The organism is Corynebacterium sp. HMSC064E08 (genome assembly GCF_001811805.1).
In the GTDB taxonomy this organism is placed as follows: domain Bacteria; phylum Actinomycetota; class Actinomycetes; order Mycobacteriales; family Mycobacteriaceae; genus Corynebacterium; species Corynebacterium jeikeium_D.
Genome location: NZ_KV806700.1, coordinates 363,544 through 388,682, shown reverse-complemented (window position 1 = coordinate 388,682; position 25,139 = coordinate 363,544). Strand labels below are relative to the sequence as shown.

19 protein-coding genes are annotated in these 25,139 nt (G+C 59.5%); 16 read left to right on the top strand and 3 right to left on the bottom strand.

Annotated features, from left to right (window positions below; genetic code table 11):
- Position 1 precedes the first annotated feature (1 nt).
- The 5 genes from rpsD to HMPREF2820_RS07295 all read left to right on the top strand — a co-directional run bounded on the left by rpsD (position 2) and on the right by HMPREF2820_RS07295 (position 5,599).
- Positions 2-607, top strand: coding sequence for a 30S ribosomal protein S4 (gene rpsD / locus HMPREF2820_RS07315; RefSeq protein ID WP_005509964.1), 606 nt, complete (start codon positions 2-4; stop codon positions 605-607).
- A 73-nt stretch (positions 608-680) separates the two neighbouring features.
- Positions 681-1,706, top strand: coding sequence for a DNA-directed RNA polymerase subunit alpha (locus tag HMPREF2820_RS07310; RefSeq protein ID WP_016422079.1), 1,026 nt, complete (start codon positions 681-683; stop codon positions 1,704-1,706).
- Positions 1,707-1,743: 37 nt separating this feature from the next.
- A complete protein-coding gene (gene rplQ / locus HMPREF2820_RS07305; RefSeq protein ID WP_016422080.1) occupies positions 1,744-2,214 on the top strand; it encodes a 50S ribosomal protein L17 in 471 nt (156 codons plus the stop codon).
- A gap of 293 nt (positions 2,215-2,507) precedes the next feature.
- Positions 2,508-3,398, top strand: a complete 891-nt coding sequence (locus HMPREF2820_RS07300; RefSeq protein WP_070603536.1) for a tRNA pseudouridine synthase A — start codon at positions 2,508-2,510, stop codon at positions 3,396-3,398.
- 59 nt (positions 3,399-3,457) lie between these two features.
- Positions 3,458-5,599, top strand: coding sequence for a DUF6541 family protein (locus tag HMPREF2820_RS07295; RefSeq protein ID WP_070603535.1), 2,142 nt, complete (start codon positions 3,458-3,460; stop codon positions 5,597-5,599).
- 589 nt (positions 5,600-6,188) lie between these two features.
- On the opposite strand, the gene HMPREF2820_RS10705 is transcribed toward HMPREF2820_RS07295, so the two are convergent.
- Positions 6,189-7,340: a hypothetical protein gene (locus HMPREF2820_RS10705; RefSeq protein ID WP_083308449.1), complete on the bottom strand. Its 1,152-nt coding sequence runs from the start codon at positions 7,338-7,340 to the stop codon at positions 6,189-6,191.
- 114 nt (positions 7,341-7,454) lie between these two features.
- Here HMPREF2820_RS10705 and eccB point away from each other — a divergent pair, with 114 nt between their 5' ends.
- Positions 7,455-8,897: a type VII secretion protein EccB gene (gene eccB / locus HMPREF2820_RS07285; RefSeq protein ID WP_070603533.1), complete on the top strand. Its 1,443-nt coding sequence runs from the start codon at positions 7,455-7,457 to the stop codon at positions 8,895-8,897.
- Here the strand turns inward: eccB and mycP are convergent.
- Positions 8,856-10,094 (bottom strand): type VII secretion-associated serine protease mycosin, encoded by a 1,239-nt coding sequence (gene mycP / locus HMPREF2820_RS07280; RefSeq protein WP_246822239.1) that lies wholly within the window; start codon positions 10,092-10,094, stop codon positions 8,856-8,858. The genes eccB and mycP overlap by 42 nt on opposite strands.
- Positions 10,095-10,108: 14 nt before the next feature.
- Entirely contained in the window at positions 10,109-11,524 is a 1,416-nt protein-coding gene (eccD, locus tag HMPREF2820_RS07275; protein ID WP_246822238.1) for a type VII secretion integral membrane protein EccD, read from the bottom strand.
- A gap of 193 nt (positions 11,525-11,717) precedes the next feature.
- Here eccD and eccCa point away from each other — a divergent pair, with 193 nt between their 5' ends.
- The 10 genes from eccCa (at position 11,718) to idi (ending at position 25,136) form a co-directional block, all read left to right on the top strand.
- A complete protein-coding gene (gene eccCa / locus HMPREF2820_RS07270) occupies positions 11,718-15,545 on the top strand; it encodes a type VII secretion protein EccCa (RefSeq protein ID WP_141751988.1) in 3,828 nt (1,275 codons plus the stop codon).
- Complete coding sequence (locus HMPREF2820_RS07265; RefSeq protein WP_070603529.1) at positions 15,545-16,933, top strand: type VII secretion-associated protein; 1,389 nt, start codon at positions 15,545-15,547, stop codon at positions 16,931-16,933. Before eccCa ends, HMPREF2820_RS07265 begins: the two co-directional genes overlap by 1 nt.
- A 202-nt stretch (positions 16,934-17,135) precedes the next feature.
- Entirely contained in the window at positions 17,136-17,462 is a 327-nt protein-coding gene (locus HMPREF2820_RS07260) for a WXG100 family type VII secretion target (RefSeq protein WP_005510029.1), read from the top strand.
- A gap of 73 nt (positions 17,463-17,535) precedes the next feature.
- Complete coding sequence (locus HMPREF2820_RS07255; protein ID WP_016422090.1) at positions 17,536-17,823, top strand: WXG100 family type VII secretion target; 288 nt, start codon at positions 17,536-17,538, stop codon at positions 17,821-17,823.
- Between the two features lie 318 nt (positions 17,824-18,141).
- Positions 18,142-18,585, top strand: coding sequence for a 50S ribosomal protein L13 (gene rplM / locus HMPREF2820_RS07250; RefSeq protein WP_005509852.1), 444 nt, complete (start codon positions 18,142-18,144; stop codon positions 18,583-18,585).
- Positions 18,582-19,142: a 30S ribosomal protein S9 gene (gene rpsI / locus HMPREF2820_RS07245; RefSeq protein ID WP_070603528.1), complete on the top strand. Its 561-nt coding sequence runs from the start codon at positions 18,582-18,584 to the stop codon at positions 19,140-19,142. The genes rplM and rpsI overlap by 4 nt, the downstream gene beginning before the upstream one ends.
- Positions 19,143-19,362: 220 nt before the next feature.
- Positions 19,363-21,285, top strand: a complete 1,923-nt coding sequence (locus HMPREF2820_RS07240) for an acyltransferase family protein (protein WP_070603527.1) — start codon at positions 19,363-19,365, stop codon at positions 21,283-21,285.
- A 43-nt stretch (positions 21,286-21,328) separates the two neighbouring features.
- Positions 21,329-23,017 carry a VanW family protein gene (locus tag HMPREF2820_RS07235; RefSeq protein ID WP_070603658.1) on the top strand — a complete coding sequence of 563 codons (1,689 nt, stop codon included), beginning with the start codon at positions 21,329-21,331 and terminating at the stop codon, positions 23,015-23,017.
- A gap of 102 nt (positions 23,018-23,119) precedes the next feature.
- Positions 23,120-24,463 (top strand): phosphoglucosamine mutase, encoded by a 1,344-nt coding sequence (gene glmM, locus HMPREF2820_RS07230; RefSeq protein ID WP_070603526.1) that lies wholly within the window; start codon positions 23,120-23,122, stop codon positions 24,461-24,463.
- A 16-nt stretch (positions 24,464-24,479) separates the two neighbouring features.
- A complete protein-coding gene (gene idi / locus HMPREF2820_RS07225) occupies positions 24,480-25,136 on the top strand; it encodes an isopentenyl-diphosphate Delta-isomerase (protein WP_016422095.1) in 657 nt (218 codons plus the stop codon).
- Positions 25,137-25,139 lie beyond the last annotated feature (3 nt).

Genomic DNA, 25,139 nt, shown 5'->3' with positions numbered 1-25,139 from the left:
AATGGCCCGTTATACCGGTCCCGCAACCCGTAAGTCCCGTCGTCTCCGCGTCGACCTCGTCGGTGGCGACATGAACTTTGAGCGTCGTCCCTACCCTCCGGGGCAGGCTGGCCGCGCTCGTATCAAGGAGTCGGAGTACCTGCTCCAGCTCCAGGAGAAGCAGAAGGCACGTTTCACCTACGGCGTGATGGAGAAGCAGTTCCGTCGCTACTACGCCGAGGCTCACCGTCGTCCGGGCAAGACTGGCGATAACCTCGTCGTCCTGCTGGAGTCGCGTCTCGACAACGTTGTCTACCGCGCTGGTCTGGCTCGTACCCGTCGCCAGGCTCGTCAGCTGGTTTCCCACGGCCACTTCACCGTTAACGGTAAGAAGATCAACGTGCCGTCCTTCCAGGTAAGCCAGTACGACATCATCGACGTGCGCCCGAAGTCGCAGAAGATGATTTGGTTCGAAGAGGCACAGGAGAACCTGGTCGACGCTGTCGTCCCGGCATGGCTTCAGGTTGTTCCTGAGTCCCTGCGCATCCTCGTGCACCAGACCCCGGAACGCGCACAGATCGACATTCCGCTTCAGGAACAGCTGATCGTCGAGTTCTACTCGAAGTAATAACCAACTTCGCTTGCATCCATTCATTCCCTATGGCGTCATATAGCGGTCGCCACCTGGAGGATTTTCGAAAATGCTCATTTCCCAGCGCCCAACGCTGACTGAGGACTACATTGATTCCTCTCGCTCCCGGTTCGTCATTGAGCCGCTGGAGCCGGGTTTCGGTTACACCCTCGGTAACTCTCTTCGTCGTACGTTGCTGTCGTCCATTCCGGGCGCTGCAGTCACCAGCATCCGCATTGACGGTGTGCTGCACGAGTTCACCACTATCCCGGGCGTGAAGGAAGATGTCTCCGACATCATCCTGAACATCAAGGGTCTGGTGCTCTCGAGCGAGTTCGATGAGCCGGCTACCGTTTACCTGCGTCGCGAAGGTGCAGGTGCGGTGACCGCTGCAGACATTGAGTGCCCAGCAGGTGTGGAGATTCATAACCCGGATCACCACATTGCTACTCTCAATGATTCCGGTCGCTTGGATATTGAGATGATCGTTGAGCGTGGTCGTGGCTACGTGCCGGCGACCCCGAACTCCGGTGGCGAAATCGGCCGCATTCCGATGGACCAGATTTACTCGCCAGTTCTGAAGGTCAGCTACAAGGTGGAGGCTACTCGTGTTGAGCAGCGCACCGACTTTGACAAGCTGATCATCGATGTCGAGACCAAGAACTCGATCACCGCCCGCGACGCAATGGCGTCGGCAGGCAAGACTCTGGTTGAGCTGTTCGGTCTGGCACGTGAGCTGAACGAGGCTGCTGAGGGCATCGAGATTGGCCCGAGCCCGCGCGAGGCTGAGGATGTCGCTGCGTACCAGACTCCGATTGAGGATCTGGACTTCTCTATGCGCTCCTACAACTGCCTCAAGCGTGAGGAGATCCACACTGTCGGTGAGCTCGCTGCTCGTACCGAGTCGGATCTGCTGGATATCCGCAACTTCGGTGACAAGTCCATCAATGAGGTCAAGGAGAAGCTCGCTGAGCTTGGCCTCGCTCTGAAGGATTCCCCGAACAACTTCGACCCGGCTGCTGTCGCTGATTTGGACGCTGCCTCGGGCGATGACGCTGACTGGACTGATGGCGCAAGCGCTGGCTACGACGAGTAGTTCACCGACGCGACTTCATTAAAACGAGGAGATACCTATGCCTACCCCTAAGCAGGGTTCCCGTCTCGGCGGCTCCGCTTCGCACCAGAAGAAGATTCTGGCCAACCTCGCGAAGCAGCTCATCGAGCACGGCAAGATTAAGACCACCGACACCAAGGCCAAGCTGCTGCGTCCGTACGTTGAGAAGCTGATCACCAAGGCAAAGCGCGGCACTCTCGCAGATCGCCGCAACGTTGCAAAGCTGCTTAACGACAACTACGCAGTTAAGAAGCTGTTCGACGAGATCGGTCCGCAGTTCGCTGATCGCGACGGCGGCTACACCCGCATCATCAAGCTGGGTAACCGCAAGGGCGACAATGCCCCGATCTCTCTGATCGCTCTGGTTGAGGAAGAGACCGCAACTGCTGAGGCAACTCGCGCAACTCGCGCTGCTGCTTCCAAGCAGGCTGAAGAGGCAAAGGCCGAAGAGGCTGAGGCTACTGAGGCTGAGGCTGCAGAGGAGGAGTAATTCCCCTCGCCGACGGCTTCTGACCGTCACAGCTTTGAACCCCCGTTGAGCAGTTCATATCTGAACGCTCTTCCGGGGGTTCTTTGTGCTTGACGACGGTGCATAGCGCCCGACTCCAGTTCTGCCTCCGGTTACACCGACGGATTACGCACCAACATTGAGAGCCATACGGAGACCCTGCGGTGGAAACTGCTGATTCTCTAATCCGGGGTCCCGGCTACAATCTGTTAACCGTGACATCACTTACTCCAACGACTCCGGATACCCCGTGCGATTCTCCCGATTGTGCTGCTATGGGGAGCACCGACTCCGACCTGGTTCGGTTGCGTTTTGACATTGCCTATGACGGGACAGATTTCCACGGTTGGGCTGCTCAGCGCGATAAGCCCACGGGAGAACCGGTGCGGACTGTGCAGGCGACGTTGGAATCCACTCTGGAGAAGGTGTTGCGCACTCCAGTGCAACTGACTGTGGCCGGTCGTACAGATGCTGGTGTCCATGCCTCCGGGCAGGTGGCTCACGCAGATGTTCCTGTCGCCTGTTTAGACACACGTTCTATCGCAGGGGATCCGGGTAATTTGGTTCGTCGTGTAGCGCGACTATTGCCCGCGGACGTGACGCTTCGGGGCACCTCGTTTGCGCCCCCGGGTTTCGATGCCCGCTTTTCCGCGTTACGTCGGCACTATGTCTACCGTGTCACTAGTTGCGTCAGTGGCCCGCTTCCTACCCGTGCTCGCGATACGGCCCACTGGCGGCGGTCAGTGGACATCAACCGCATGCAGGTGGCGGCTGATGCCCTACTGGGGCTCAATGACTTTGCCGCTTTTTGCCGACACAAGCCGCATGCGACGACCACTAGAGATTTACAGCAGTTCCAGTGGTTCGACGTATCTACGCGGGAAGAACCAGAGCTGTACGAGGCCCATGTGACTGCCGACGCGTTCTGCTGGTCTATGGTGCGCTCACTGGTTGGGGCCTGCCTTAGTGTCGGTGAGGGGCGACGTGCGGTTGGATTCACTGAACAGTTGTTGAGTGAAGAGAAGCGTTCCCCGTTGGTCCCGGTGGCAGAGGCGCGTGGGCTCAGCCTGGTAGGTGTTGATTACCCCGGCGATGCTGATTTGGCGGCCAGGGCGGAGCAGACCCGCGAGCGTCGTGATGCCCGGACAGATGTGGACGAGGCTTAAATGTACAAGCTCTCGGTAATATTCCCTGAAGAAAGTGACCGTAGGAGGAGTGTTCGGTAGTGGTGTGGGCAATTGTTAGCTTGGTTGCGCTGCTCGTAATCCCCGGCGCTGTTGTAGTGAGAGCCAGCGGCGTTCGTACTCCGTGGGCGCTGGCCCTCGGTCCTGCGGTGACGTTTGGTATCGCAGGTACCGCAGGGTGGGCGCTCGGCGCTATCGATGTGCGCTTCACCTTGGTCAGTGCGTCTATCTGCTGGGCCGTGACACTACTTCTCGCGCTTTGCTGGAGTGGCGGCAGCGCTTTGATTCGGCGGCGGCGCGGTAGTGTCGATCGCTCAGTGTCGGCCGAGACGCAGCCGCCCGCCGCAAGTCGATGGCGCGAGTTGGGCTATGGGCTAATCGCAAGTATCGGAGTCATCATCGCAGCGGCGGTTCTCACGTGGACCGCTATCGGCCGCATCGCTTCAATGTCCGAGGGGATGGCGACCATCCAGCAAGGCTGGGACACACTCTGGCATGCAAGTGTGCTCCGTTCGATTACGGAAGACGGCATGGCCTCGGCCACTAGAATGGGCGAGATCCAGAATGTGGAAACTCAGGCGGTGTCCTACTATCCCGCCGCATGGCATGCGTTCGGTGCGCTTTGGATATTGATTGTCCGTCTACCAATCACCGAGGCGGTCAATTACCTCGGCATTATCATTCCGGCCGTGACCATACCCACGGCGGCTGCGGCGCTGACCTGGCGAATTATTGATCGCCGAAAGCTGTCCACCGCCGTTGCTGCGGGGGTTGCGGCGCTTGTTTCCGCAGCGCTTCCGGTATTGATGCCCGTCGGGGTCTTCGTGGGGGCCTGGCCGTACCAGGTCTCGATTGCGCTAGCGATTACCGTTTTTGCCTTTGTTACGTCGCTCCCACACGCACCTCAGCGCATCTTGAGCGCTGCGCTTTCGATAATCGGTATCGGAGAGCTCCATCCGGCATCGGTGCCTACAGTCGTTATGCTCGGTGCAATTTGGTGGTTGTGCTACCGCCTGCCGCGTCCCGCGCATCCTGAACTGGGTGCGGTTCGCGCCAAGCTTTACGACGTCGCGGTGATTGCAGCCGCCTTTGTGCCAGCAGTGGCAGTACTACTGCCGCAGTGGCTTACGGGAACTTCTCAGACCGAGGATGTGCGCGCGGTTAGCGCTGAAGTAGACGACCTCGATCGTTTCGATGCGTGGTATCGAGGCGCCACAATGCTGACCCGCCACACTGAGGAATTCCGGCCGTTCTGGCCAATCATCATCCTCGGTTTCATCGGGATGGCGTTTTTGGTTTTCGCGGATACTTCGCGCCGACGGGTGTGGGTAGTACCGGCCTGGTTTGTTTCGGTGTTGATGACGACCCACGCGCTCAATCATTTTGGTGGCGTGCCGGGCGATATTCTCGCGCTGTATACGGATCTTCACTATTCGACGCCTCACCGGTTGGTGATGGTCACCGCGTACCTGTATTCCGCGCTTGCGGGTATCGCCGTTGCGTGGGGCTGCGCGTGGGCGGCTCGAATTAGTGAGTCAAAAGTGCCATCGACGGGGCGAGTTCTGGGGTTGAGCTTAGCGACGGTGAGCTCTGCTGTACTTGTGGTCTATGGAGTGGCGTCTAATGCTAGCGCTGCGGATTTCGCCTACAAGAGCCCTAGGGAATGGCAAATCATTTCCAAGGCTGACTTAAAGGCATTTGATTGGTTGGCCGAGCAGCCGGAGGCACATAAGTACCGCACGTTTACCAATCCGCCGGAGGGGTCCAGCTGGATGTACGCTCGCAATGACTTGCCGGTAGTGTTCCCGCACTATGATTGGCCAGTGGCGAATAAGTGGACTGCTACCTCAATGCTGTATTGGCACGCTGATTACCTCGGTTTTCCAGACCCCGATCGGCCGGATGGGGTGAACGATGTCGATCGCTCAGCCCGAAAGCTGAACGTGGGATTCATCTATTTGTCACCCCCGGGTATTTGGGATTCCAAGGAGGATTTAGAGTTTCCTGGTGAAGGGCTCTGGGTAGCTCCAGGGGTAACCCCTGTTTATCGAGATAGGGAAGTAACTATCTTCGCCTTCAATGACGTGATTACGCCAGAACGCATCGACGAGATGCGAGCTAGTTCTCCGGAAGTAATTCCTCCCTCGGCTACTAGGGGATGGAGCGATGGTCGGGTAGGTTAGGACACCATGCGGATGAATAAATTTATGGCAACGATCGCAGCCGGTGTGATGATGACTTTCGCGCTGGCCGGATGTGGAGACGACGAGCCGGCTAAGCCGGAAGTCTCGAATCGCTCCGTCAGTTCTTCCGCAAAGACCAAATCCTCGACTCCGCCGAAATCGACTGAGGAGTCGACGACACCGACAAAATCAGAGACGCCGACGGAAACTCCTGCAATCACCCAGGTCAATGATGCGGACTACACCCCGGCGGACGGCCCAAATACTCGACTCTTTCAGTTGGAGGATGGCACGACACGTTGCTTCCTCAACGATCTGAGCGGTGACGCCTACTTGGCCTGCCAGGTGAATCTTGCCAATCCTCCGATGGTCGATGACGGCACGGGAAACAAGGTTCCCGCCAATGCTGTGTCCTGGAACCCGGGGGGAGTTACTTACGAGGTCCTTACGTTCCCGCCGGCGGGTGAGATGAAGACGCTGCCAGCGAATTCTCAGTTGAGCGCATTCGGTTACAACTGCGCGGCCTATGGCCCGTCTACTCTGGAGTGCTCGGGACCAGCGGGCGCTGCCACTATCGACAATGGCAATGTCACCGGTGCACAGATGCCGAAGGAGGATGTGCCTCCTGCAGCAGGCGGTCAGCCGGGTGGCCAAGAAAATGGCGCTCCGAATGACTCGGCGCAGCAGGGTGAGCCTGACGGCTCCCAGGCGCCGGGCGGTCTGCCAGATTTGGGTGCGTTGATTCCGGGACTGAACCGCTAGTTGCCCGCATAGCTAGTGGCTGCAGTTCATCGGTAGTGCGGGCGGTAGATAGCGTCCAGGTGAATTCGCCCATCGCCAGTCGAGGGCACGAAGCTGGCATTTCCGCTGCTTCCGTGGGCGAACCTGTACGACTGACCTCGATGATTCTGGCGATTCCAGTACACAGGTCGGGCTCATACTCTTCGACAACAACCACATCGACGGTGTCGTCTCCAGCTCGAGCGAGAAGTACTGCGCCCAAATCAAGAGCCACAGTATAGAAATGTGGACGGGACGTGCGAATTCCGACTCGATAGCCGAGCGAGAGCATTCCGATGAGCAGCTCACAAATGTCCTGATTGCCGCAGTCGACCTCCAATCGGGGGAGGTTCGCGGGACACATTGTGATGGTTTGTCCGCTGCTCCCGGCCCCTATGACCTGCGCCGGACCATTAGTGATAGCGATGTCACGTTGTCGGCTTAACCACAGGTGCGGTTTGCGTCCCAACGCCGCCACATGATGAGAGCGTCCAGTGCGGCGTAGCTGCACGACCTCCGCAGAGCTCTCAGTCAGAGCACATTCCGGTGCCGTCAATCGCCGTGCGCGAATACCAAGGGTTCCCAGCCGGTGGATGAGGAAGCGTAGGGCTTTGTCAGCGGAGGCTTCCACCGGAAGAGTTGCCACCAGATGTGTCCAGGGTTCAGGGGCTGTGCCGGAGCGCTCGGCTGCTCGGAAGTAGCGGTGCGCATGCTCTCCGCGGACTTCCGGCGCAATGTGATAAAAGCACAGCGCATCCAGGGTCACTGGGCTGTCGTCGGCAAGCGAGACGATATCCGCAGCGCTTAGCTGGCTGCGCAGGCCTGGCGTGAGACGTAGCCCGATGAGTTGTCCTGGTTCGGTGCGTCGCAGGCGGTCGCGAAGGCTGCGGCCGCGCACAGGGACATGCGCGCCTGCAGTGATGGTTATTGCTGTAATGAGCAGCCACAATGACAATGGCATGTGAAAATCCCCCCAATATGTTCCCCACTAAAATTCCCCTGGTCGCACAGTAGCGCGGCCTGGCTTACTCTGCAGGGTAGAGATTATTTGGGGGAATAGTTTTGGGGGAAACTCATGCCACGTACGCCGACTACGCCTAGCCAGGTCAGCGGTCATCGATTCTTGATTCGTCGGATTGAGCATGCGCTTGTGCGTGCGGATTCGCGAATGCTGCACGATCCTCTGCGCACGCGTACGCGAGCACTGTTTATCGGCTGTGCGCTGGTGGTTTTACTGGCCGCCGGCACTGCGGTGCTGTCGTTGGTGCGGCCGCAGGGCGGTTCGAGCTCCAATGAGCAGCTGATTGTCGTATCGGGGTCGGAGGGCCTGCATGTACGTGTCAATGGTCGATTGCATCCAGTCGCGAATCTCGCATCGGCGCGGTTAATTTTGGGCAATCCTGCTGAGCCGAAGCGGGTGCGCAGTAGCGAGTTGGACAAAGAGGACATCAGTTTTGCTGTCGGGATTGAGGGCGCACCAGCAGTTCCGGCCGCGCCGGCAGGCTCTGGTGCCTCGGGAGCTGCCAAGAGGGGCAGTGCAGGTGCGCCGGAGTTGGCACTGTCTTTATGCGAGCGGACGGTGCAAGACCTCGGGCAGCCGTGGATTGTTGCAGAGTCGCTTGCGCGTCTTGAAGAAGTCCGTGGGGAACCGCAGCAGCTTACCCGAACCCACTCGGACAGTGCCGTCGTTGCCGATGGCCAAAACCTCTGGCTGATTACGCAGGGCTACCGCTCGCGGCTGGATGTCAACCACCCGGAGCACGCCGCTGTTTCTCGAGCGCTGGGGTTGGAACGCGCCGCAGTCCGGCCTGTCAGCCCTGCGTTGCTCAGAACGATTCCGGAGGTTCCGATTCTGGCCGCGCCAGCAATCCCGAACCGCGGCGCACCCACGCACTTCGCCGCTCCATTCGACACAGTCGGCAATGTGGTTGAGGTCGGGCAGCGGCGCGTTATCGTGCTTGACGACGGTGCCGCGATTCTCCCCCCGGTGCTAGGAGAGCTATTAGCTGCGCATAGCCCAGTTCTGCAGGCCAGTGAGGGGCAGCTGGCGGCAGTTCCCGTTGCGAATGCACCAGCAGTCCCGGGACTACCTGAAAAGCCGTTGACGTTTGCCGATGCTGATGGCTGGTTGTGTGCCGGCCGGATAGCAGGACGGCCGCAAGCTCTGGTGCAGTGGTCGCAGCATGCTCCGGAGGGGCGGCACGTGGATTACCCACATGCCGACGGTTCGGGTGCGGCCGTCGACGGTTTCGTGGATGGTCGCAGTCGTAAGCGCAGCTCAATTGCAGTAAGCGTAAATGGGGCCGTACACGTCATTTCGCCAGAGGGGATGCGCTTTGCTGTGCACGATCGCACGACGTTGGCTGCCCTCGGGTTTAATGCATCAACCAATGCCGATAGCGGTGGCACGCGACCAGTGGACTGGGAAGTGCTGGCCGCGTTGCGCGGAGGCCCTGAGCTGAGTAAGCAGGCGGCGCTAGGGCCGCTGTCTGGGGCGCGAGAGCAGCCAGGCACCTAGGCCCAGTGCGCATATCAGGAGCAGTCCAGTCGCCCGGAGCGGTGCATTGCGCTCCTGCGAAGAAAGCAGATCCGGTGGAGCCGGTGCGGCCGCGGGGTTGGCTGCGTGCTGCGCGGCAGTGTCCACCGTGGTCCAAATCAGAGCGTCATAAGGTGCAATGATGCCGCGACCAAGGCCGAGCCCGGAACTAATTGGGCTCGCGGAATTAAGGATGATGTCGCGAACCTGTGCTGGGGAAAGCTCTGGGTTTCGTGCCAGCAGTAGGGCAGCTGTGCCCGACACGGCTGGTGTGGCAAAGCTGGTGCCGGCAATCTGTTGAGCTCGGGTGTTATCCCCGGACCCGAACACGTGGCGGTCTATGAGACCGGTAGGGGTGCGCGGATCGGGGCCGAGTACGGGGCCGCCGGGAGCGGAAACATTGACCCATTGTCCTGTGATTGCATACTCCGCGGGTTGTGCTTGGCCAGCATCGTCGAACTGTACTGCTGATACTGCGATTACCTCCGGCAGGACTGCGGGCCACGCTACGGATCCGTCCTGACAGCTATCGCCCTTATTGCCTGCCGCTGCGACCACTACTGCGCCCGAGATTTCCGCGCGAGCGACGCTCTCGGCAACATCCGTTGCACCTTGGGGCATTACGCCTGCCGGGGCACACGATGTGAGCGAGATATTGATGACCCGCGCGCCCTCCGCGACGGCCCTGTCGATAGCTTGTGCCAGCGACTCCAAATTGCCTTCGCCATCGGCCGTTTGCCTTATCGACAACACGTGCGCGTCGGGCGCCAGTCCGGCGAAACCATCGGCACCGGGCCGACCTGCAATAATGCCGGCTACTAGAGTTCCGTGACCGTCGCAGTCTACGAACCCGCTGTTGCCGTCGACAAAATCGCCACCGTCGAGAACCTCGCCCAGGCGCTCATTGGGTGAGACCCCGGTATCGATTACCGCCACCGTAATCCCCGCACCCGTCGTCAGTTGCCATGCTTGGCGAAACCGAAGAGCTTTTTCGATCACCGTCGGTTCATGCAGTGCGCTTTCTGACGACAGCATCGTGGCCACGCAGTCCTGGCTGTTCTGGGCAGCCGCTATTGGTGCGATGCCCGACGGTGCTACTGCGGTGGCCGCCGTCAACGTCGAGATAAGCACTGTGGAAAGTGCGGCCGTGGCGGTGAGACGAGTTTTTATGGCATTCATGAAAAGTGGGTTTTTCACTGGAAGAACCCACTTACGAACTCAGGGAATTCGGCAATGATGGCCGCAATGGGCAAAATAACGGCGATACTGCAGGCCTCGGTTAGCTCAGCTATGCGGCGCGTTGTAGGTGAGATGCGTGACGCGGGAAATGCGGCTAAGGCGGTGGCTGCAAGCATGGGGACGACCAGGCCAGCGGCGACTGGCCAATTGCCCTCGAACCACTGTTGAAAGGCGACGGCCACAATGACGGCAAGACCAGCTAAAGCAGTACAGGTGGAAGCTACTTTCCGGGCTTGGCCACGGGAGTGAATTGCACAAAAGACTATGACAGCAGCAGCCATGCCTAGAGGCCACCACTTGTTCGCATAGGCTCCGGAGAAAAGTACCACCAGGGTGAAGATGCTGAGACTTCCGGTGCCACTGCAGAGGATGCCATCGAGAATCCACCCCGCTCGCTTAGGTGCGTTGTGGGATATTTCGGGAGTTTCGCTGTCATCGAAGCTCTCGCCGGCGGCAGGGACTTTGGGTACGCGAATACCGGCAGCCTTGATAGCGATGGAAGGTGCCAGCAGTATCAGGATGACTGCACTAGCAGCGGTGAGCGCTCCTGATTGAACCGAGTTGTGGAAAAGTGCGACAGCCGCAGCGTAAATACCGAAGGTAACTGCAGCACTGAGACTCGTCGCGCCCAGGGTAACGGTGATGCGGTTGTCGCCGTCGCCGGTGTTGGAAATGAGAAAAATCAAACCGATGACGGCAAGCGCGACACTAATCGCAGCAGTCGGCGGCCAGTCGGTGAGTATGCGGTGTAGGTCGAGGCCAACGAAGCAGAGTCCCGAAGCGGTGCCCAGAATGAGCACTTGCAGCTCCAGGGACATGACAATCGCCGGTTTTGCGCTACGCAACAGAGCCAGGCGCAGTCCACCCGCTACTGCCAGCAGCGCGATGAAGCTGATTGCCGCGGCCAGTGTGGAATCGGTACTGCTCAAGCTCAGTGAGGCAGCTGCGATTGAAGCCGTGGCCACGAGGGCGGCGGTACAGCCAACAACCAAATCAGCCGTCCCGATACCGTCGGTATAGGTGGTGTCGGTAATAGCATCGGCGGCATCGAAGAGTCGAGGTTTGGGCACGGGACCTGGGTCGTTGATAACAACCAGGCGTTCGCCTGGTGCAATACCGGCATCGTTCAGGGTGTCGTCGGCAAGCAAAATCGTGCCAGTGGCGGTCCGTAGCTGCCACTGTGCCAGCGGGAAGTCCGCAATGTCGATATCGAAAATTTGCAGGATATCCGGTACAAGTGCGGCGATTGCGACGTTGGTCGGTAACGCAAGGTCTGCGTGTGCTCGGTTGGTGTCTTCGGGCATGTGTGCGGCATCAATGCGCACGCGAATGAGTTCCCCCAGCATGTATTTCCCCCATGAATTCTGCATGCTTTAGTCCCTCTAGAGTGTCGTACAACTCGCTAGAGCGCTACTCGGAGTAGTAACTGCGCGTGCCCCCGCTATCAGTTTCGGTCATGCGCTGCGAGAATCCGGAGTGTGTTTTAAGCTATGCGTACACCGATTGGTCGGGGGATTGGCCGTCGAGTGAACACAAGGGGCGACACATAGCGGGGGGATTTTTGTGACTAGTGCACAGGCGGAGATTTCGGCTACCCGAAAAGCGGGGCCGCAGCCTATGACGGGCACAATCGCGCCGGATGCGCCTCCAGAAGCGCCCGAGCCACAGCCGGTGCCGCTGATGCGTGCACTCATGCCGTTAATCATGGTCGTGGCGGTGGTCGGCATGGTGGTGTTGATGTTTGTCTCTGGGATGGGACGTAACCCGATGTCGTTTATGTTTCCGCTGATGATGGTGTTTTCCACTGTGGGCATGATGGTGTCGGGAGGGGCGGGAAATAAGGACATGGCACCGGCGCGGAAGGACTATCAGAGGCATTTGTCCAGTATTCGCCGCGCGGTGGCGAAAGCAGCGAGGATGCAGCGTGAATCGGCGCAGTTTATCCACCCTCGGCCTGGAACTCTGTGGCAGCTGGGGGTGATGGGGCGGGCGTGCGAACGCCGAAAGGGGGACCCGGATTTCTTGCAGCTGCGCATCGGGGTGGCAACGCAGCAGCCCGCAACGCCCGTAACACCACCGGCAATTCCGGCGCCGGAGAAACTGGATCCGGTTTCCGCCGTAGCACTGCGGGAAGTTATTCGATCGGCTCGTCAGGTTGAGGGAGTGCCCTTTGCCATAGATGTGTCGGCCTTTGAGATCATCGCGCTCACTGGAGATACCGCGGCGCAGGGGCTGGCTCGAGCAATGGTCGCCCAAGCTGCTGCGCTGCATCATCCGGAGGATTGCCTGATTGCAGTTGTGGGAGATGAGTGGGAATGGCTGAAATGGACGCCACACCACGGACACCCCGCAGTTACTGATGCCTGTGGCCCAGCGCGGTTGCGGGCGGCGACGTGTGCGCAGCTGACTGAGCTGCTCACGGCTATCGACACACTGCCAGCTGCAGTGCTGATTGTGCTGGCGGATTCGAACGGACAGCACGATGTCACTGAACTGACACCGATTTTTGACGCGGCGGGGTCGGAGACCTCGGTAGTTTTGCTGACCGTCGTGGAAGCGCAGTCAACGTTGTGGGAGGCAGCGGTTCACCATGGCATCGCGCTGGTTGTTTCCACTACTGCTGTGCATGCGGAAACCGCGTCCGGACGGGAGGAGATTGGCGTACCTGATCAGCTGAGTCCAGCAGAAGCGGAGGTGCTTGGGCGGAGCTTGGCGCGTTTTGAAGTGCCAACAAGCGCAGATGATTCCGTTAAGACCTCAGAAGATCCGGTGATGGAGGAGCTCGGGCTGTATCCGCCTCCGACAACTCTGCGCTACCGACCGCGCTACGGCAGTGCGCGTCTGCGAATTCCTGTGGGGGCTGATGACAGCGGCGCGCCGGTCTATCTGGATTTTAAGGAGAGTGCCGAGGGCGGCATGGGGCCACACGGTCTGTGCGTTGGTGCCACAGGATCGGGTAAGTCGGAATTCCTCCGAACGACCGTGGTAGGGCTCGCAGCTACGCACAGCCCGGATCAGTTGAACTTTGTGCTGGTGGACTTCAAGGGCGGGGCGACGTTTCTGGGCCTAGATCAATTGCCTCATGTTTCGGCGGTGATTACCAACTTGGAGCAGGAGCTTATCCTGGTCAACCGCATGGAAGACGCACTGCGGGGTGAGATGACGCGGCGTCAAGAGCAGCTACGCGCTGCGGGGAATTTTGCCGGTGTCAGCGATTATGAGCAAGCCCGACGCGCTGGGCAGATAGATGCGCCACCCATGCCTGCGTTGCTGATTGTGGTGGATGAGTTTTCGGAGCTGCTCTCCGCACGCCCGGAGTTTGCTGAGCTCTTCGTTGCGATTGGTCGGTTGGGGCGCAGTTTGCACATGCATTTGCTGCTGGCCAGTCAGCGCCTGGAGGAAGGCCGCTTGCGCGGGTTGGAAAGCCATCTTTCCTATCGTATTGGGTTGAAGACCTTTTCCGTCGCGGAGTCCCGCAGCGTGCTGGGCGTTCCGGACGCCTATCATCTGCCGGCCATCCCGGGCATCGGATATATCAAATCTGCTGCCGCCGAGCCGGTGCGGTTTCGGTCGGCGTATGTTTCCGGCCCGGTGGTCCGTCCGCAGCCTATTGACGGTGCGACGGCTGGGGCAGAGCAGGGGCTGCAGGGCCAGGCTGCAGCTGTCGCTGAATTTACCGCTGAAAATTGGACGCGGGAGGCTTTCGGTGCGTCGTCAAGCGATGGTGGAATGGCCGATCCGCCTGTGCAGACATCGGAGCAGACGGTGCTCGGTGCCGTGGTGGCAGCGGTGTCGCACGTATCGACACGTGCGCATCGGGTGTGGCTGCCACCATTGCCGGAGGCCATCGAGCTTCAGCCCGACGAACAGCTGCCGCGACAGCGATTGACCGGTGTGATTGGGCTGGTGGACAAGCCGCTGTTTCAGCGTCAGGACCCACTGCGTATTGACCTGCGCACGACCGGCGGGCACATGGCAATCGTCGGAGCGCCGCGGTCAGGAAAGACCACTGCCGCACGCACAGTGATCCTCGCGCTTGCCGACGGCATCAGCGCCCGTGACCTGCATTTTTATATCGTCGACTGTGGTGCGGGCGGCTTGAGCGACCTGGCTGAGTTGCCGCATGTCGCGTCGGTTGCACACCGCGGAGACGAGGAGCTTATTCGCCGTACGATTGGTTTCTTGCGTCGTGAGGTAAGTCGTCGGGAACAGCTCTTTCGCACTAATGGATGGCTCTCTCCGGAAGCAGCACGGGCGGCGGGTCAGCCGGATTCGGTGTTGGTCATTGACGGCTGGGGTGCGTTCAAAACGGAGTTTCCGGCGCTGAGTGACGATGTGCAGGCGCTGGTTGCAGATGGATTGGCGGTGGGAATTCATGTCCTGCTCACGGCCTATCGCTGGACGGACATGAGACCTGCCGTTCGCGACCTGATTGGTACTCGGATTGAGCTGCGGCAGGCGGAGTCGATGGATTCAATGATTGACCGCAAGGCAGCGGAGCTGGTGCCGGAGAGCCCAGGACGCGGAGTCGCGCCGGGCGGGTTTGCGATGCTGGTAGCTCTCACCGGCGCTGCAGACACTAAGCGGATTGCAGAGACAGCGCCGCACGGTGAGCAGGCACCAAAGCTCCAGTTGTTGCCACGGCGGATTGATATTGCGCGTTTGCCGCGACCAGCGGCCGCTGCGAGAGGTGCGATTGCAGTGGGGCTCGAAGAAGCCGGTCTGGGCGCGGTGATATTCCACCCAGATAAGGATCGTCACCTACTGATATTCGGTTCGGCAGGCAGTGGCAGAACCGCCGCGTTGAGGGGCATCGTTCACCAGTTGCGGTACTCGCAGTCGGACTCGAAATTCGTCGTAATTGACTACCGCCGTGGGCTAATGGAGGCCGTGCCCCAAGAGCGGCTGGCCGGCTATGCGGGCTCGGCTGCGGTGGCGACACCCATGCTGGCAGAGCTGGCAGAGGTACTGAAGGCCCGTCTCCCGCAACCGGATATCACCCCAGCGCAGTTGAAGGCCCGAAATTGGTGGAGTGGTCCAACCATCAATGTCATCGTGGACGACTATGACCTCGTGGCCGGCTCGCGGGGTAACCCCTTGCAGCCGCTGGCAGAAGTCATCGCTCACGCCGCCGACATTGGGCTCAATATCTTTTTTGCCCGTCGAATCAGCGGGGCGTTGCGATCCCTCCACGACCCGGTCATGGGTGCGGTTAAGGACCAGGGTGCCAGCGTCTTTGTTATGGACGGCACACGCGACGACGGCCCCATCCTCGGCGTAAAGCCTTGCGAGCAGCCGCCGGGCCGTGGCTATTGGGTGGCGCACGGCCAGAGTCCGCAGATTGTGCAGTTGGGTTGGTTGGATACCGCTGGTGACCAGGAGGACAGTTGATGATTCGGGTCGAATCTTCTTCCACCACCCAGACCCCGACGCTGCGCCACGGCACCTGGCACCTGTGGGGACTCGCGGCACCTGCAGACACCGCAGAACTGGCGGTGCATGGCCCTAGACCGCTTCTCGAGAGCATGCAAACAGTCATTGTGCCCAGCTATTGGGGTGCTGTGCGACAGTGCCGGCTGGCCTCCGCGCTATTGGCTACCGAACTCAATCCGTACATCCTGACGCTTGCCGACGCCGTTGTGGAACTCGATGAGGCAACTGTGTCTCATAGCGTGTTGGTGGAAGTAGAGGAAACGCGTGTCTGTGTCACTCGTCTGAGCGGGGGCCACATTGCCAGTCGGATGACACATTTGGTCGGAGCGAACGACAGCGCACCATTGGTGGAAACAGTCATTGCGCTGGCTTATCAGCTGACCATGTATCCGGATGCGCCCCAGGGGATACCCGATGATGTGGAAGTTAGTGGTGGGCGCGGTATCACTGAGTATCCGCCCCGCTGGCAGGAGGATATTGAGTTCATCGTCGGCGAAGTTCCACCCGGGCTAGCGAACCCGCGGCGAGCTCTACTAGTCGATCGTCTGCGCGACCGTGGATTTTTAGTCTTCGACTGCCCAGCATCGCGGCTCGGGGAGTGCGTAAATCCGGCCTGGTTGAAAAACATCGGCGACGCTGAAGCCGGTGAAGTGGAGCCGTCGGAGGATTTCGCGGGGCGGCGTCCTGCAGCCAGGGCAGAAGTCAGCTCAGCGTCGAATCAAAGCACAGTTGTGTCAGTAGCTGCCGTTGGTTTGTTGACGGTGGTGGTTCTGATTGTTGGGATTGCTGCATGGCTCATTAGTGGCGGCATAGTTAGGGAGAACGAAGGGAGACAGAAGCAGCGTGAGACATCGCACGCACAGGCTCCTCCTGTAACTACGCCTCCTGTAACGACGCCTCCATCCACATCGAAACCAGGTCCCGATTCTGCTCCCGTAGTCAAACTGACCAATGCGGGCGTGGAAGCTCGGTTTCCCGGCGGGTGGGAGCTTGACTCGGCAAGTCCGTTAGACCGTCTGATTGCGGTGGATGGAGGAGATATGCGCGTCTTGGTGCTCGCTAGCCCGCTTTCGCAGGACATGGCGCTTGAACATCTAGCCGCTGCTTTGAGCAGCTCCGTTGCCGGGGATGAGACAAAGTCCGCGCCGGAACGCAGACAAGTACTGGGCACCGATGTCGTAGTCGTAGAGGAGCGGCTGCCGTCAGGTAATTCGATGGTGCTCTGGCATCACAAAGTGATGGACGGAACTCAAGTCAGTGTGGGGTGCCAGTTCAGAGGAAGGACTATTGCGCCGGTACGACCCGTATGCGACCAGGCAGTAGTAAGCGCTCGGCCGGTGCCGTAATACGCAAGGGGCGTAGAGAAGGTGACTGGGGGATGGGCGGGGGTAGGTAGGGGTAAAGGTTGAAAAACCAAAATGGAACCGAATCGGGGTTTTTCGCGCCAAACAATATGACGGGTTTTTAACGCGGGAAGCTGGCTGGCTCGCGCGGGGAGGTAAAAATGCCGTCGTTAATCAGTCACTCAACACGAATAAGGGGGAAACAGTGGCAAACCTATTTGCAGCCGAATCAGATCAAATGACCACTACCGCGGGGGACGTCGATGGCGTCAACTCGGAAGTACAGGGCGAGCTGGGTCGCATTCGAGGCGTCGTGGACGGTCTGGCGGGGGAATGGAAGGGCCAGGCTAAAGACAGCTTCGATGATCTGATGCTTCGTTGGGATGACGCAGCTATGCGTCTGTCCAATGCGCTGACGGATATCGCGGACAACATCCGCGCCAATTCCAGCAGCTTCGATGCGGGCGAGGACGAGGGGGCGTCGTCGTTCAAGCAGGTGGCAGCAGCGGGTGCGTCGTTGCTGAACCTCTAAACGTTTTATCGAATCGCACAACCACAACACTGAATCACACAACACACATCACCTCTTGGGGAAAGGGTTCTTAATGCAACCAATTAGGTACAGTTTTGGCGGCATCGACGGTGCTGCCGATGACATTCGGTCCACTTCTGGCACCATCAACGGGCTGCTCGGAGATTTGAAGAAGCGCATCGCGCCGATGGTCTCTACGTGGGAGGGTGACTCTTCGGATTCTTACCAGGAGGCTCAGCGTGAATGGGACACAGCAGCGGAGGAGCTCAATATGATTCTCACGACTATCGCGGATACGGTCAGCGCAGGTAGCCAGCGAATGGCGGATATTAACCGCCGCGCGGCAGCTAGCTGGGGATAACTTGGTTCCTGATTGAGGCACTTTTGATTGAGCTATGTAACCGGGGGAGGGGAGGACATTGCTCAATTGAGATCTTCAGTTAGGTATCTGCCTTTGAAGTATTCTTGCTAGCAGCACTCCAGGGGGGGGAAGGCCAGTCTCAGCAGTTTGCGGCTGAGACTGGCTTTGGCATTTTTTGTTCTAGTGCCATCTCAAGGTAGAGTAGGCAAACTGTGTGCGCACACGTGAATGTTGCCTCGGGTCTCCACCGGCCGCCGGGGAATAACAACAGTGTGCACGGTGGCTGGCAAATCTACACGGACCCTAAAAGGAGTCATGTTGTCTACTTTCCATCCGAAGGACGGTGACATCGAGCGCAAGTGGTACGTCATCGACGCTACCGACGTTGTTCTCGGCCGTCTGGCTACTCACGCCGCAGACTTGCTGCGCGGTAAGGGCAAGGCTTACTTCGCCCCTAACGTCGACTGCGGTGACCACGTCATCATCATCAACGCCGATAAGGTGCACGTCTCCTCGAACAAGCGGGAACGTGAGATGCGCTACCGCCACTCGGGCTTCCCGGGCGGCCTGAAGTCGATGACCCTGGGTCGTTCCCTCGAGGTTCACCCGGAGCGTGTTATCGCTGAGGCTATTGAGGGCATGATGCCGCACAACAAGCTTTCGCGTGCGTCCATCAAGAAGCTGCACGTCTTCGCCGGTTCCGAGCACCCGTTCGCCGGTCAGAAGCCTGAAAACTACGAGATCAAGGCGGTGGCACAGTGACCAACCCACAGGACGTCAATGAGAACCAGAACGTAGAGGCCACCGAGGCTTCCTACGATGATGTTCAGGCTGCCGCTGCTGCTGCCACTGAAGAGTTCACCTCTTCCATCGGCGACGCAGTTGCTACCGAGACCGAGGCTGAGGCTGCTCCGGCTGCACCGCTGACCCTGGATCGTCCGATTCAGACTGTCGGTCGTCGTAAGCGCGCTGTCGCCCGCGTCGTTCTGATCGCTGGTTCCGGCAAGATTGTCTGCAACGGCCGCGAGCTCGAGGATTACTTCCCGAACAAGCTGCACCAGCAGGAGATCAAGGATCCGCTGGTCCTGGTCGAGCGCGAGAGCCAGTTCGACATCAAGGCCAACATCAACGGTGGTGGCCCGTCCGGTCAGGCCGGTGCTCTGCGCCTGGCTATCGCTCGTGCCCTGAACGAGTTCAACCCGGAGGAGCGCAGCGTTCTCAAGAAGGCTGGCTTCCTCACCCGCGACGCTCGTGCTGTCGAGCGCAAGAAGGCTGGTCTGCACAAGGCCCGTCGCGCACCGCAGTACTCCAAGCGTTAAGCTTTACTGCTTCGAAAAGCACCTCAGTTTGCGTATTACACGCAAGCCGAGGTGCTTTTTTGGGTTAAAGTCCGCCGTGACCAGGCATGGCTGCATTTTTGAGACAAGCCCCGTACGTTAGACTTTTATCCGTTAAAAACTGCCACGAGAATCGTTTATCGCGGTGCGATTGCAGTGCGATGAAAGTGCGATTGCAGTGCGATGGGAAGAAGGAAATCGTATGGCGGTGAGCACCACAGCCACCAAGACCTCCGACGCGAAGAGCTCCTCTAGCTCGTCGTCGGTGGCGAAGCATCCCTTCCGCATTCGACGCGTACCAGGCATTGATGGGCTGCGCGGTCTGGCCGTTGCCACAGTGGTGATCTACCACTACTTCGATAATGTGCTGCCCGGTGGCTACATCGGTGTGGATATCTTCTTCGTGCTCTCCGGATTTCTTATCACCTCGCTTCTGGTGCGCGAACGCGCGGTCACTGGGCGCATCGATCTAAAGGACTTCTGGCTTCGTCGGCTGCGCCGCATCGCTCCGGCTGCGATGTTCGTGTTGTTTATTTCCATCGCCGTCGCAGGTCTGGTCGGCGGGGATCCCGCTGTTGGCTTGTCGACGCAGTTTCTCGGCACGGTCTTTTTCGTCAATAACTGGACGCAGATTGCGGGCTCTCAGTCCTATTTCGCGGATTCCGGAGTGCAGCTGTTAGCGCACTACTGGTCACTGTCGGTGGAGGAGCAGTTCTACTTGCTCTGGCCATTGATCTTTGTGGCTCTTCTCGCCCTGAAGCTGGCATCTCGCAAGCTGGCAGCAGTGGCGGGCATTGGGGCGGTTGCTTCTTTCGTGTGGATGGTCTCGCTCTACGATCCGAAGGTCGACCCCACGCGGGTCTACTACGGCACCGATACTCACGCCTTTGGACTCCTGTTTGGCGCGGCCCTCGCATTGTGGTTGACGTCGACGTCGTCACGCGCGGAAGCGGACTCCTGGCCACGCACAGAACCCCTGCTGCGGGACTTCTTTGGCAGTTCTGCCCAAGCTTTCGTAGTGGCCTCGCTGCCGCTGATCTTCCTTTCGTTGGTTTTGCTGGTGATGTCGGATACCGCGTCGGCGACTTACCGCGGTGGGTTGGTGTTCGCCTCGTTGCTGTCGGCGGCGATTCTCTATCTTGTCGTTCGCGGTGTCTCACCCGTGCGTCAGATTTTTGAGTTCAAGCCACTGTGCTGGCTGGGAAAGATTTCTTTCTCGCTGTACCTGTGGCACTGGCCGGTCATCGTGCTCATCCGCGAACTGTTGGAGCGCAGTGAGGCCATGCAGTATGAGAACCTCGCTGCCTGCGCAGGTATTGCGCTATCGCTGCTTTTGGCGAACTGGTCATACAAGAATGTGGAATCGCCAATTCGCCGGATGGGTTACCGCCGTTGGATGGCGCAGTTTTCGGGCACGCAGTTTGCCGGTTCCTGGAAGCCGCGCGTTGCAGCAGGGCTGGCGCTGGTCGTCGTGGTTGGTGCAGTTGTGGGAATGGCTACGGCGCCGAAGATGACACGTCTGGAGGCGCAGCTACAGGAGGCAGCTGAGCGCCGTGCGCAGGCTCAGAAGGCGGAGGAAGCCGAGTTGGCCAAGCGCGTTATGCCGCGTGGTGACCAGATCACCGCTATCGGCGACTCTGTGATGCTCGCCTCGGCGTCCGCGTTGGAAGAGAAGCTGCCCGGTATCTATATCGATGCGGCTGTTTCCCGTGGTTATCCGGCCGCCCCGGAGATCATCGCGAGTATGAAGGCGGTGGGTACGCTCGATCCATTCGTCGTGCTGGGTCTTGGTATCAATCAGTCGGCTGCGGCATCGGACGAACACCTGTTGGATGAGATCCTCGATTCGCTGGGTGAAGACCGCATCATTGTCCTAATCAACCCGTACGGTGATCGTGTGTGGATGCCGCAGTCGGAGAGGGAAGTCCTCGACGCGGCAAAGAAGCGCGACAATGTCTATGTGGCTGACTGGTGCCATGGTGTGCGTGATGATTTGTCCAAGCTGCGCGCGGACCTTATCCACCCGACCCCCGATGGCGCCGAGGTCTATGCCAATGCCGTGGTCGATGCTTTCCAGCAGTATGCGAAGAACAAGAAACGCATTCCGGGCACCTGCGGAATCTAATAAAAATCTAGTTAGTAGTGTTTCCACGGTAAAGTAAGTGGCTGTGGCCAAACAAAAGTCTTCCTCCAGTCACCGTGGATTAAAGATTTTCCTCGGCATCGTCCTCGGTATCTTCGCGCTCTTCGGTGTGTTTTACGCTGTCGATTACGTGCTGAACAAGGACCATGTCCCGCGCGGGTCTACCGTTGCGGGTATTGACATCAGCACGCTGAGCGCGAATCGTGCTGAGGCGAAGCTCGAAGAGCAGCTCGGTGATCTTTCCACTCATCCAGTGGCGTTTCGTGCCGGCGAACGCACGGCGGAGGTTCTGCCCGAGGAGGCGGGGCTGAGCATCGACTGGGAGAAGACGGTCGCGCAGGCGGGTAAGCAGACGGCGAACCCAGTTACCTGGGTGCGCAGTTTCTTTACTACTCGTGAGCTGGATTTGGTCAGCGATATCGATAGCTCTAAGTTCGAGCCGCAGGTCGACCGTCTCGTCGGCGAACTGACTATTGCTCCCGTCGATGGCGAGGTCAAGCTTGTCGACGGCCGCGTGGAAACAACTCCACCGGTCATCGGCCAAGATGTCGACCGCAATGCGGTCAGCGGGGATTTGGCCGCCAAGTGGTTGTCGCCGGAGGGTATCGATGTAGAGACCACCGCGCACGACCCGGCTATCGGTGAGGAGCAGGTCCGTGAGGCAGCTGAGGGAGAGGCCGCCGATGCGGTGTCGGGCCCCATTGTTGCCAAGGGCCGTGATGGCAAAGAGGGTGTAATTCCGCCGGAGCGCATGGCTGAAATCATCAGCTTTGTGCCGCGCGACGGTGGATTGGCCGCCGATATTAATGTCGACCGCGCACGCGAGATCCTCGAGGAGGGGCTGGCTGCTTCCGAGGTTGATAAGCGCAATGCGTCGATACGCTTCAGCGGTGGTTCGCGTGAAGTGGTCCCCTCGGTTGATGGCGTAGCCGTGAAGTGGGATGAAACTATGAAGGACTTCGCCGAGCGTGTGACTTCGACGGATGAGCGCGAGTTCGATGCGGTCTACGAGGACAAGCCCGCCACCTACACTACAGAACAAGCGGAAAGTGCCACCTTCGATGATGTCATTGGTGAGTTCACCACCGGTGGCTTCAGCTCGGCATCGGGAACAAACATTGCCCTGGTGTCGCAGATGGTCAACGGCGCATTCGTGGCGCCGGGCGATACATTCAGCCTGAACGGCTACACGGGGCCGCGCGGTACTGCGCAGGGTTTTGTCGAGTCGGGCATCATCCTCAACGGCCATGCGGATAAGGCTGTCGGCGGTGGCATTAGCCAGTTCGCCACCACTTTGTACAATGCTTCGTACTTTGCGGGCATGGAGGATGTCGCGCACACCCCGCACAGTTACTACATTTCGCGTTACCCGGCCGGCCGTGAGGCGACGGTGTACGAGGGCGCAATCGACCTAGCGTTTAAGAACAGTTCCGACACTCCGATTCTCATCGAGGCCGTTACTACTGGCTCCGACGTCACTGTGCGCATCAAGGGTGTGAAGAAGGTCAACGTTGAGTCCATCAATGGTGGCCGTTGGGCATACACGCAACCACAGCGTATGCAGGTCAGTGGCAGCTCTTGCCAGCCGTCGTCGGGTGCGCAGGGCTTCACCACTTCTGATACACGCGTCATTCGGGACCTCTCGGGCGCGGAGATATCGCGTGAAACTCAGACTACGGTTTATGACCCGCAGCCAATTGTGTCCTGTGGCTAGTCTGGATTCGCCTGCGCGACCGGCTAAAGTAATACAGCATTGACAATGCAATAGTCCGCGATACCAAAACTCATAAAACCCCCAAGGAGTGGTCTAGCAACAATGGCACGTCTTTTCGGAACTGATGGCGTCCGCGGTTTGGCTAATAAGACTCTGACCGCACCGCTGGCAATGCGGCTGGGTGCTGCTGCGGCCACTGTGCTGACTAGCGGCACGAATCCGTCGGGGCGTCGTCCCCTGGCCATTGTTGGCCGCGATCCGCGTGTCTCCGGTGAGATGCTTGCCGCAGCGCTGTCTGCCGGCATGGCTTCCCAGGGCGTCGACGTTTTGCGTGTCGGCGTGCTGCCCACTCCGGCTGTCGCTTTCCTCACCGACGACTACGGTGCCGACATGGGTGTGATGATTTCGGCTTCTCACAACCCCATGCCGGACAACGGCATCAAGTTCTTCGCCGCGGGCGGCACTAAGCTTGACGACGCGGTGGAGAAGGAAATCGAACACGCTCTCCACAACCTGCCGGAGACCGGCCCCACGGGCACCGGAGTGGGTCGTGTCATCGAGGAGGCCCCAGACGGGCTCGACCGCTACCTGTTCCACCTCTCCCGTGCGGTCAGCACCAAGCTCGACGGCATTCGCGTCGTGGTGGATTGTGCAAATGGTGCTGCTTCGCAGGCCGCCCCCATGGCGTACGCGGCCGCCGGTGCCGACGTCGTCGCTATTCACGACAAGCCGAACTCCTACAACATCAACGACAACTGCGGTTCCACCCACATTGAGGTTTTGCGCGCGGCAGTGCTGGAGCACGGCGCGGATTTGGGTCTGGCTCACGATGGCGATGCCGACCGCTGCCTGGCTGTGGACTCGCAGGGCAACATCGTCGATGGTGACCAAATCATGGCCATCCTGGCCGTCGCCATGAAGGAAGAGGGGCTACTGCACCACAACACGCTGGTGGCCACTGTGATGAGTAACCTCGGCCTCAAGCTGGCGATGGAGGAAAACGATATCGCCCTGCGTACCACCAAGGTCGGCGACCGCTATGTGCTGGCTGATTTGAACGCTGGCGGTTACTCGCTCGGCGGTGAGCAGTCGGGGCACGTGGTCATTCCGGATCACGCCACCACTGGTGACGGCACCCTCACCGGTCTGTACCTCATGGCGCGGATGGCACGCACCGGTAAGTCTCTGGCTGAGCTGGCCTCCGTAATGAAGGTGCTGCCGCAGACTCTTATCAACGTGCCGGTGTCCAACAAGGCCGCAATTCTGGAGTCTGATGACGTCAAGGCCGCCATCGATGCAGCCGAGGAGAAGCTGGGTTCCACCGGTCGCGTGCTGTTGCGCCCGTCCGGCACCGAGGAGCTCTTCCGCGTCATGGTGGAGGCCGCCGATGCGGAATCGGCCCGCAAGATTGCCGGGGAGTTAGCTGCGGTTGTGGCCGCAGTCTAGAGTCAGGAGTGTGGAAATGAATGATGCGCCAGAGGACATTAAAGCCCGCTTTGCCCCGGGTGAAGCCGACATCCAGGTAGAGGTAGTCGATCGTGACGGTCGGGTTCTCGGTACCGTCGGCAAGCTTGAAGCACACGTTCCGCCGGGAATTTTGCACCGTGCTTTTTCTCTTTTCCTCTTCGATGAGCAGGGACGCATGCTGCTGCAGCGCCGTGCGGAGTCGAAGTATCACTCACCACTGCTGCTGACGAATGCGACCTGCTCGCACCCGCTGCCGGGGGAGCCGGTGGCCGATGCCGTTGAGCGTCGTGCGAAGGAAGAGCTCGGTGCGGATGTCTCCCAGTTGGAGGAAATCGGCATTGTTATCTACCAGGTCATCGATGATCGTTCGGGATTGGCGGAGCACGAGTACAACCACGTGTACGCCGGCATCGTCGATCCGAAGTCGGTGGATATCAACCCCGATGAGGTCGATGAAGTGGTGTACGTGACCCCGCAGGAGCTCGCAGAACGTCGTGCGAACGAACCGATGACGGAGTGGTTTAACCACGTCTGGGGTGTCGGGGCGGAGAAGTTCTCCAAGTACGGTTTCGACATTGCGGGTGTGCCGGGTATCCATGGCCCAGCGGAGGCGCAGGCTGCCGCACAGTCGGTTTCGGAAAAGGATGTGTAGCTT

Coding starts and splice junctions, on each gene's coding strand:
- eccD (WP_246822238.1), bottom strand. CDS start 11,524: ATGCAGAATTCATGGGGGAAATACATGCTGGGGGAACTCATTCGCGTG.
- HMPREF2820_RS07255 (WP_016422090.1), top strand. CDS start 17,536: ATGCAACCAATTAGGTACAGTTTTGGCGGCATCGACGGTGCTGCCGAT.
- glmM (WP_070603526.1), top strand. CDS start 23,120: ATGGCACGTCTTTTCGGAACTGATGGCGTCCGCGGTTTGGCTAATAAG.
- HMPREF2820_RS07265 (WP_070603529.1), top strand. CDS start 15,545: ATGATTCGGGTCGAATCTTCTTCCACCACCCAGACCCCGACGCTGCGC.
- HMPREF2820_RS07310 (WP_016422079.1), top strand. CDS start 681: ATGCTCATTTCCCAGCGCCCAACGCTGACTGAGGACTACATTGATTCC.
- HMPREF2820_RS10705 (WP_083308449.1), bottom strand. CDS start 7,340: ATGCCATTGTCATTGTGGCTGCTCATTACAGCAATAACCATCACTGCA.
- HMPREF2820_RS07240 (WP_070603527.1), top strand. CDS start 19,363: ATGGCGGTGAGCACCACAGCCACCAAGACCTCCGACGCGAAGAGCTCC.
- idi (WP_016422095.1), top strand. CDS start 24,480: ATGAATGATGCGCCAGAGGACATTAAAGCCCGCTTTGCCCCGGGTGAA.
- rplQ (WP_016422080.1), top strand. CDS start 1,744: ATGCCTACCCCTAAGCAGGGTTCCCGTCTCGGCGGCTCCGCTTCGCAC.
- eccB (WP_070603533.1), top strand. CDS start 7,455: ATGCCACGTACGCCGACTACGCCTAGCCAGGTCAGCGGTCATCGATTC.
- mycP (WP_246822239.1), bottom strand. CDS start 10,094: ATGAATGCCATAAAAACTCGTCTCACCGCCACGGCCGCACTTTCCACA.
- HMPREF2820_RS07300 (WP_070603536.1), top strand. CDS start 2,508: ATGGGGAGCACCGACTCCGACCTGGTTCGGTTGCGTTTTGACATTGCC.
- rpsD (WP_005509964.1), top strand. CDS start 2: ATGGCCCGTTATACCGGTCCCGCAACCCGTAAGTCCCGTCGTCTCCGC.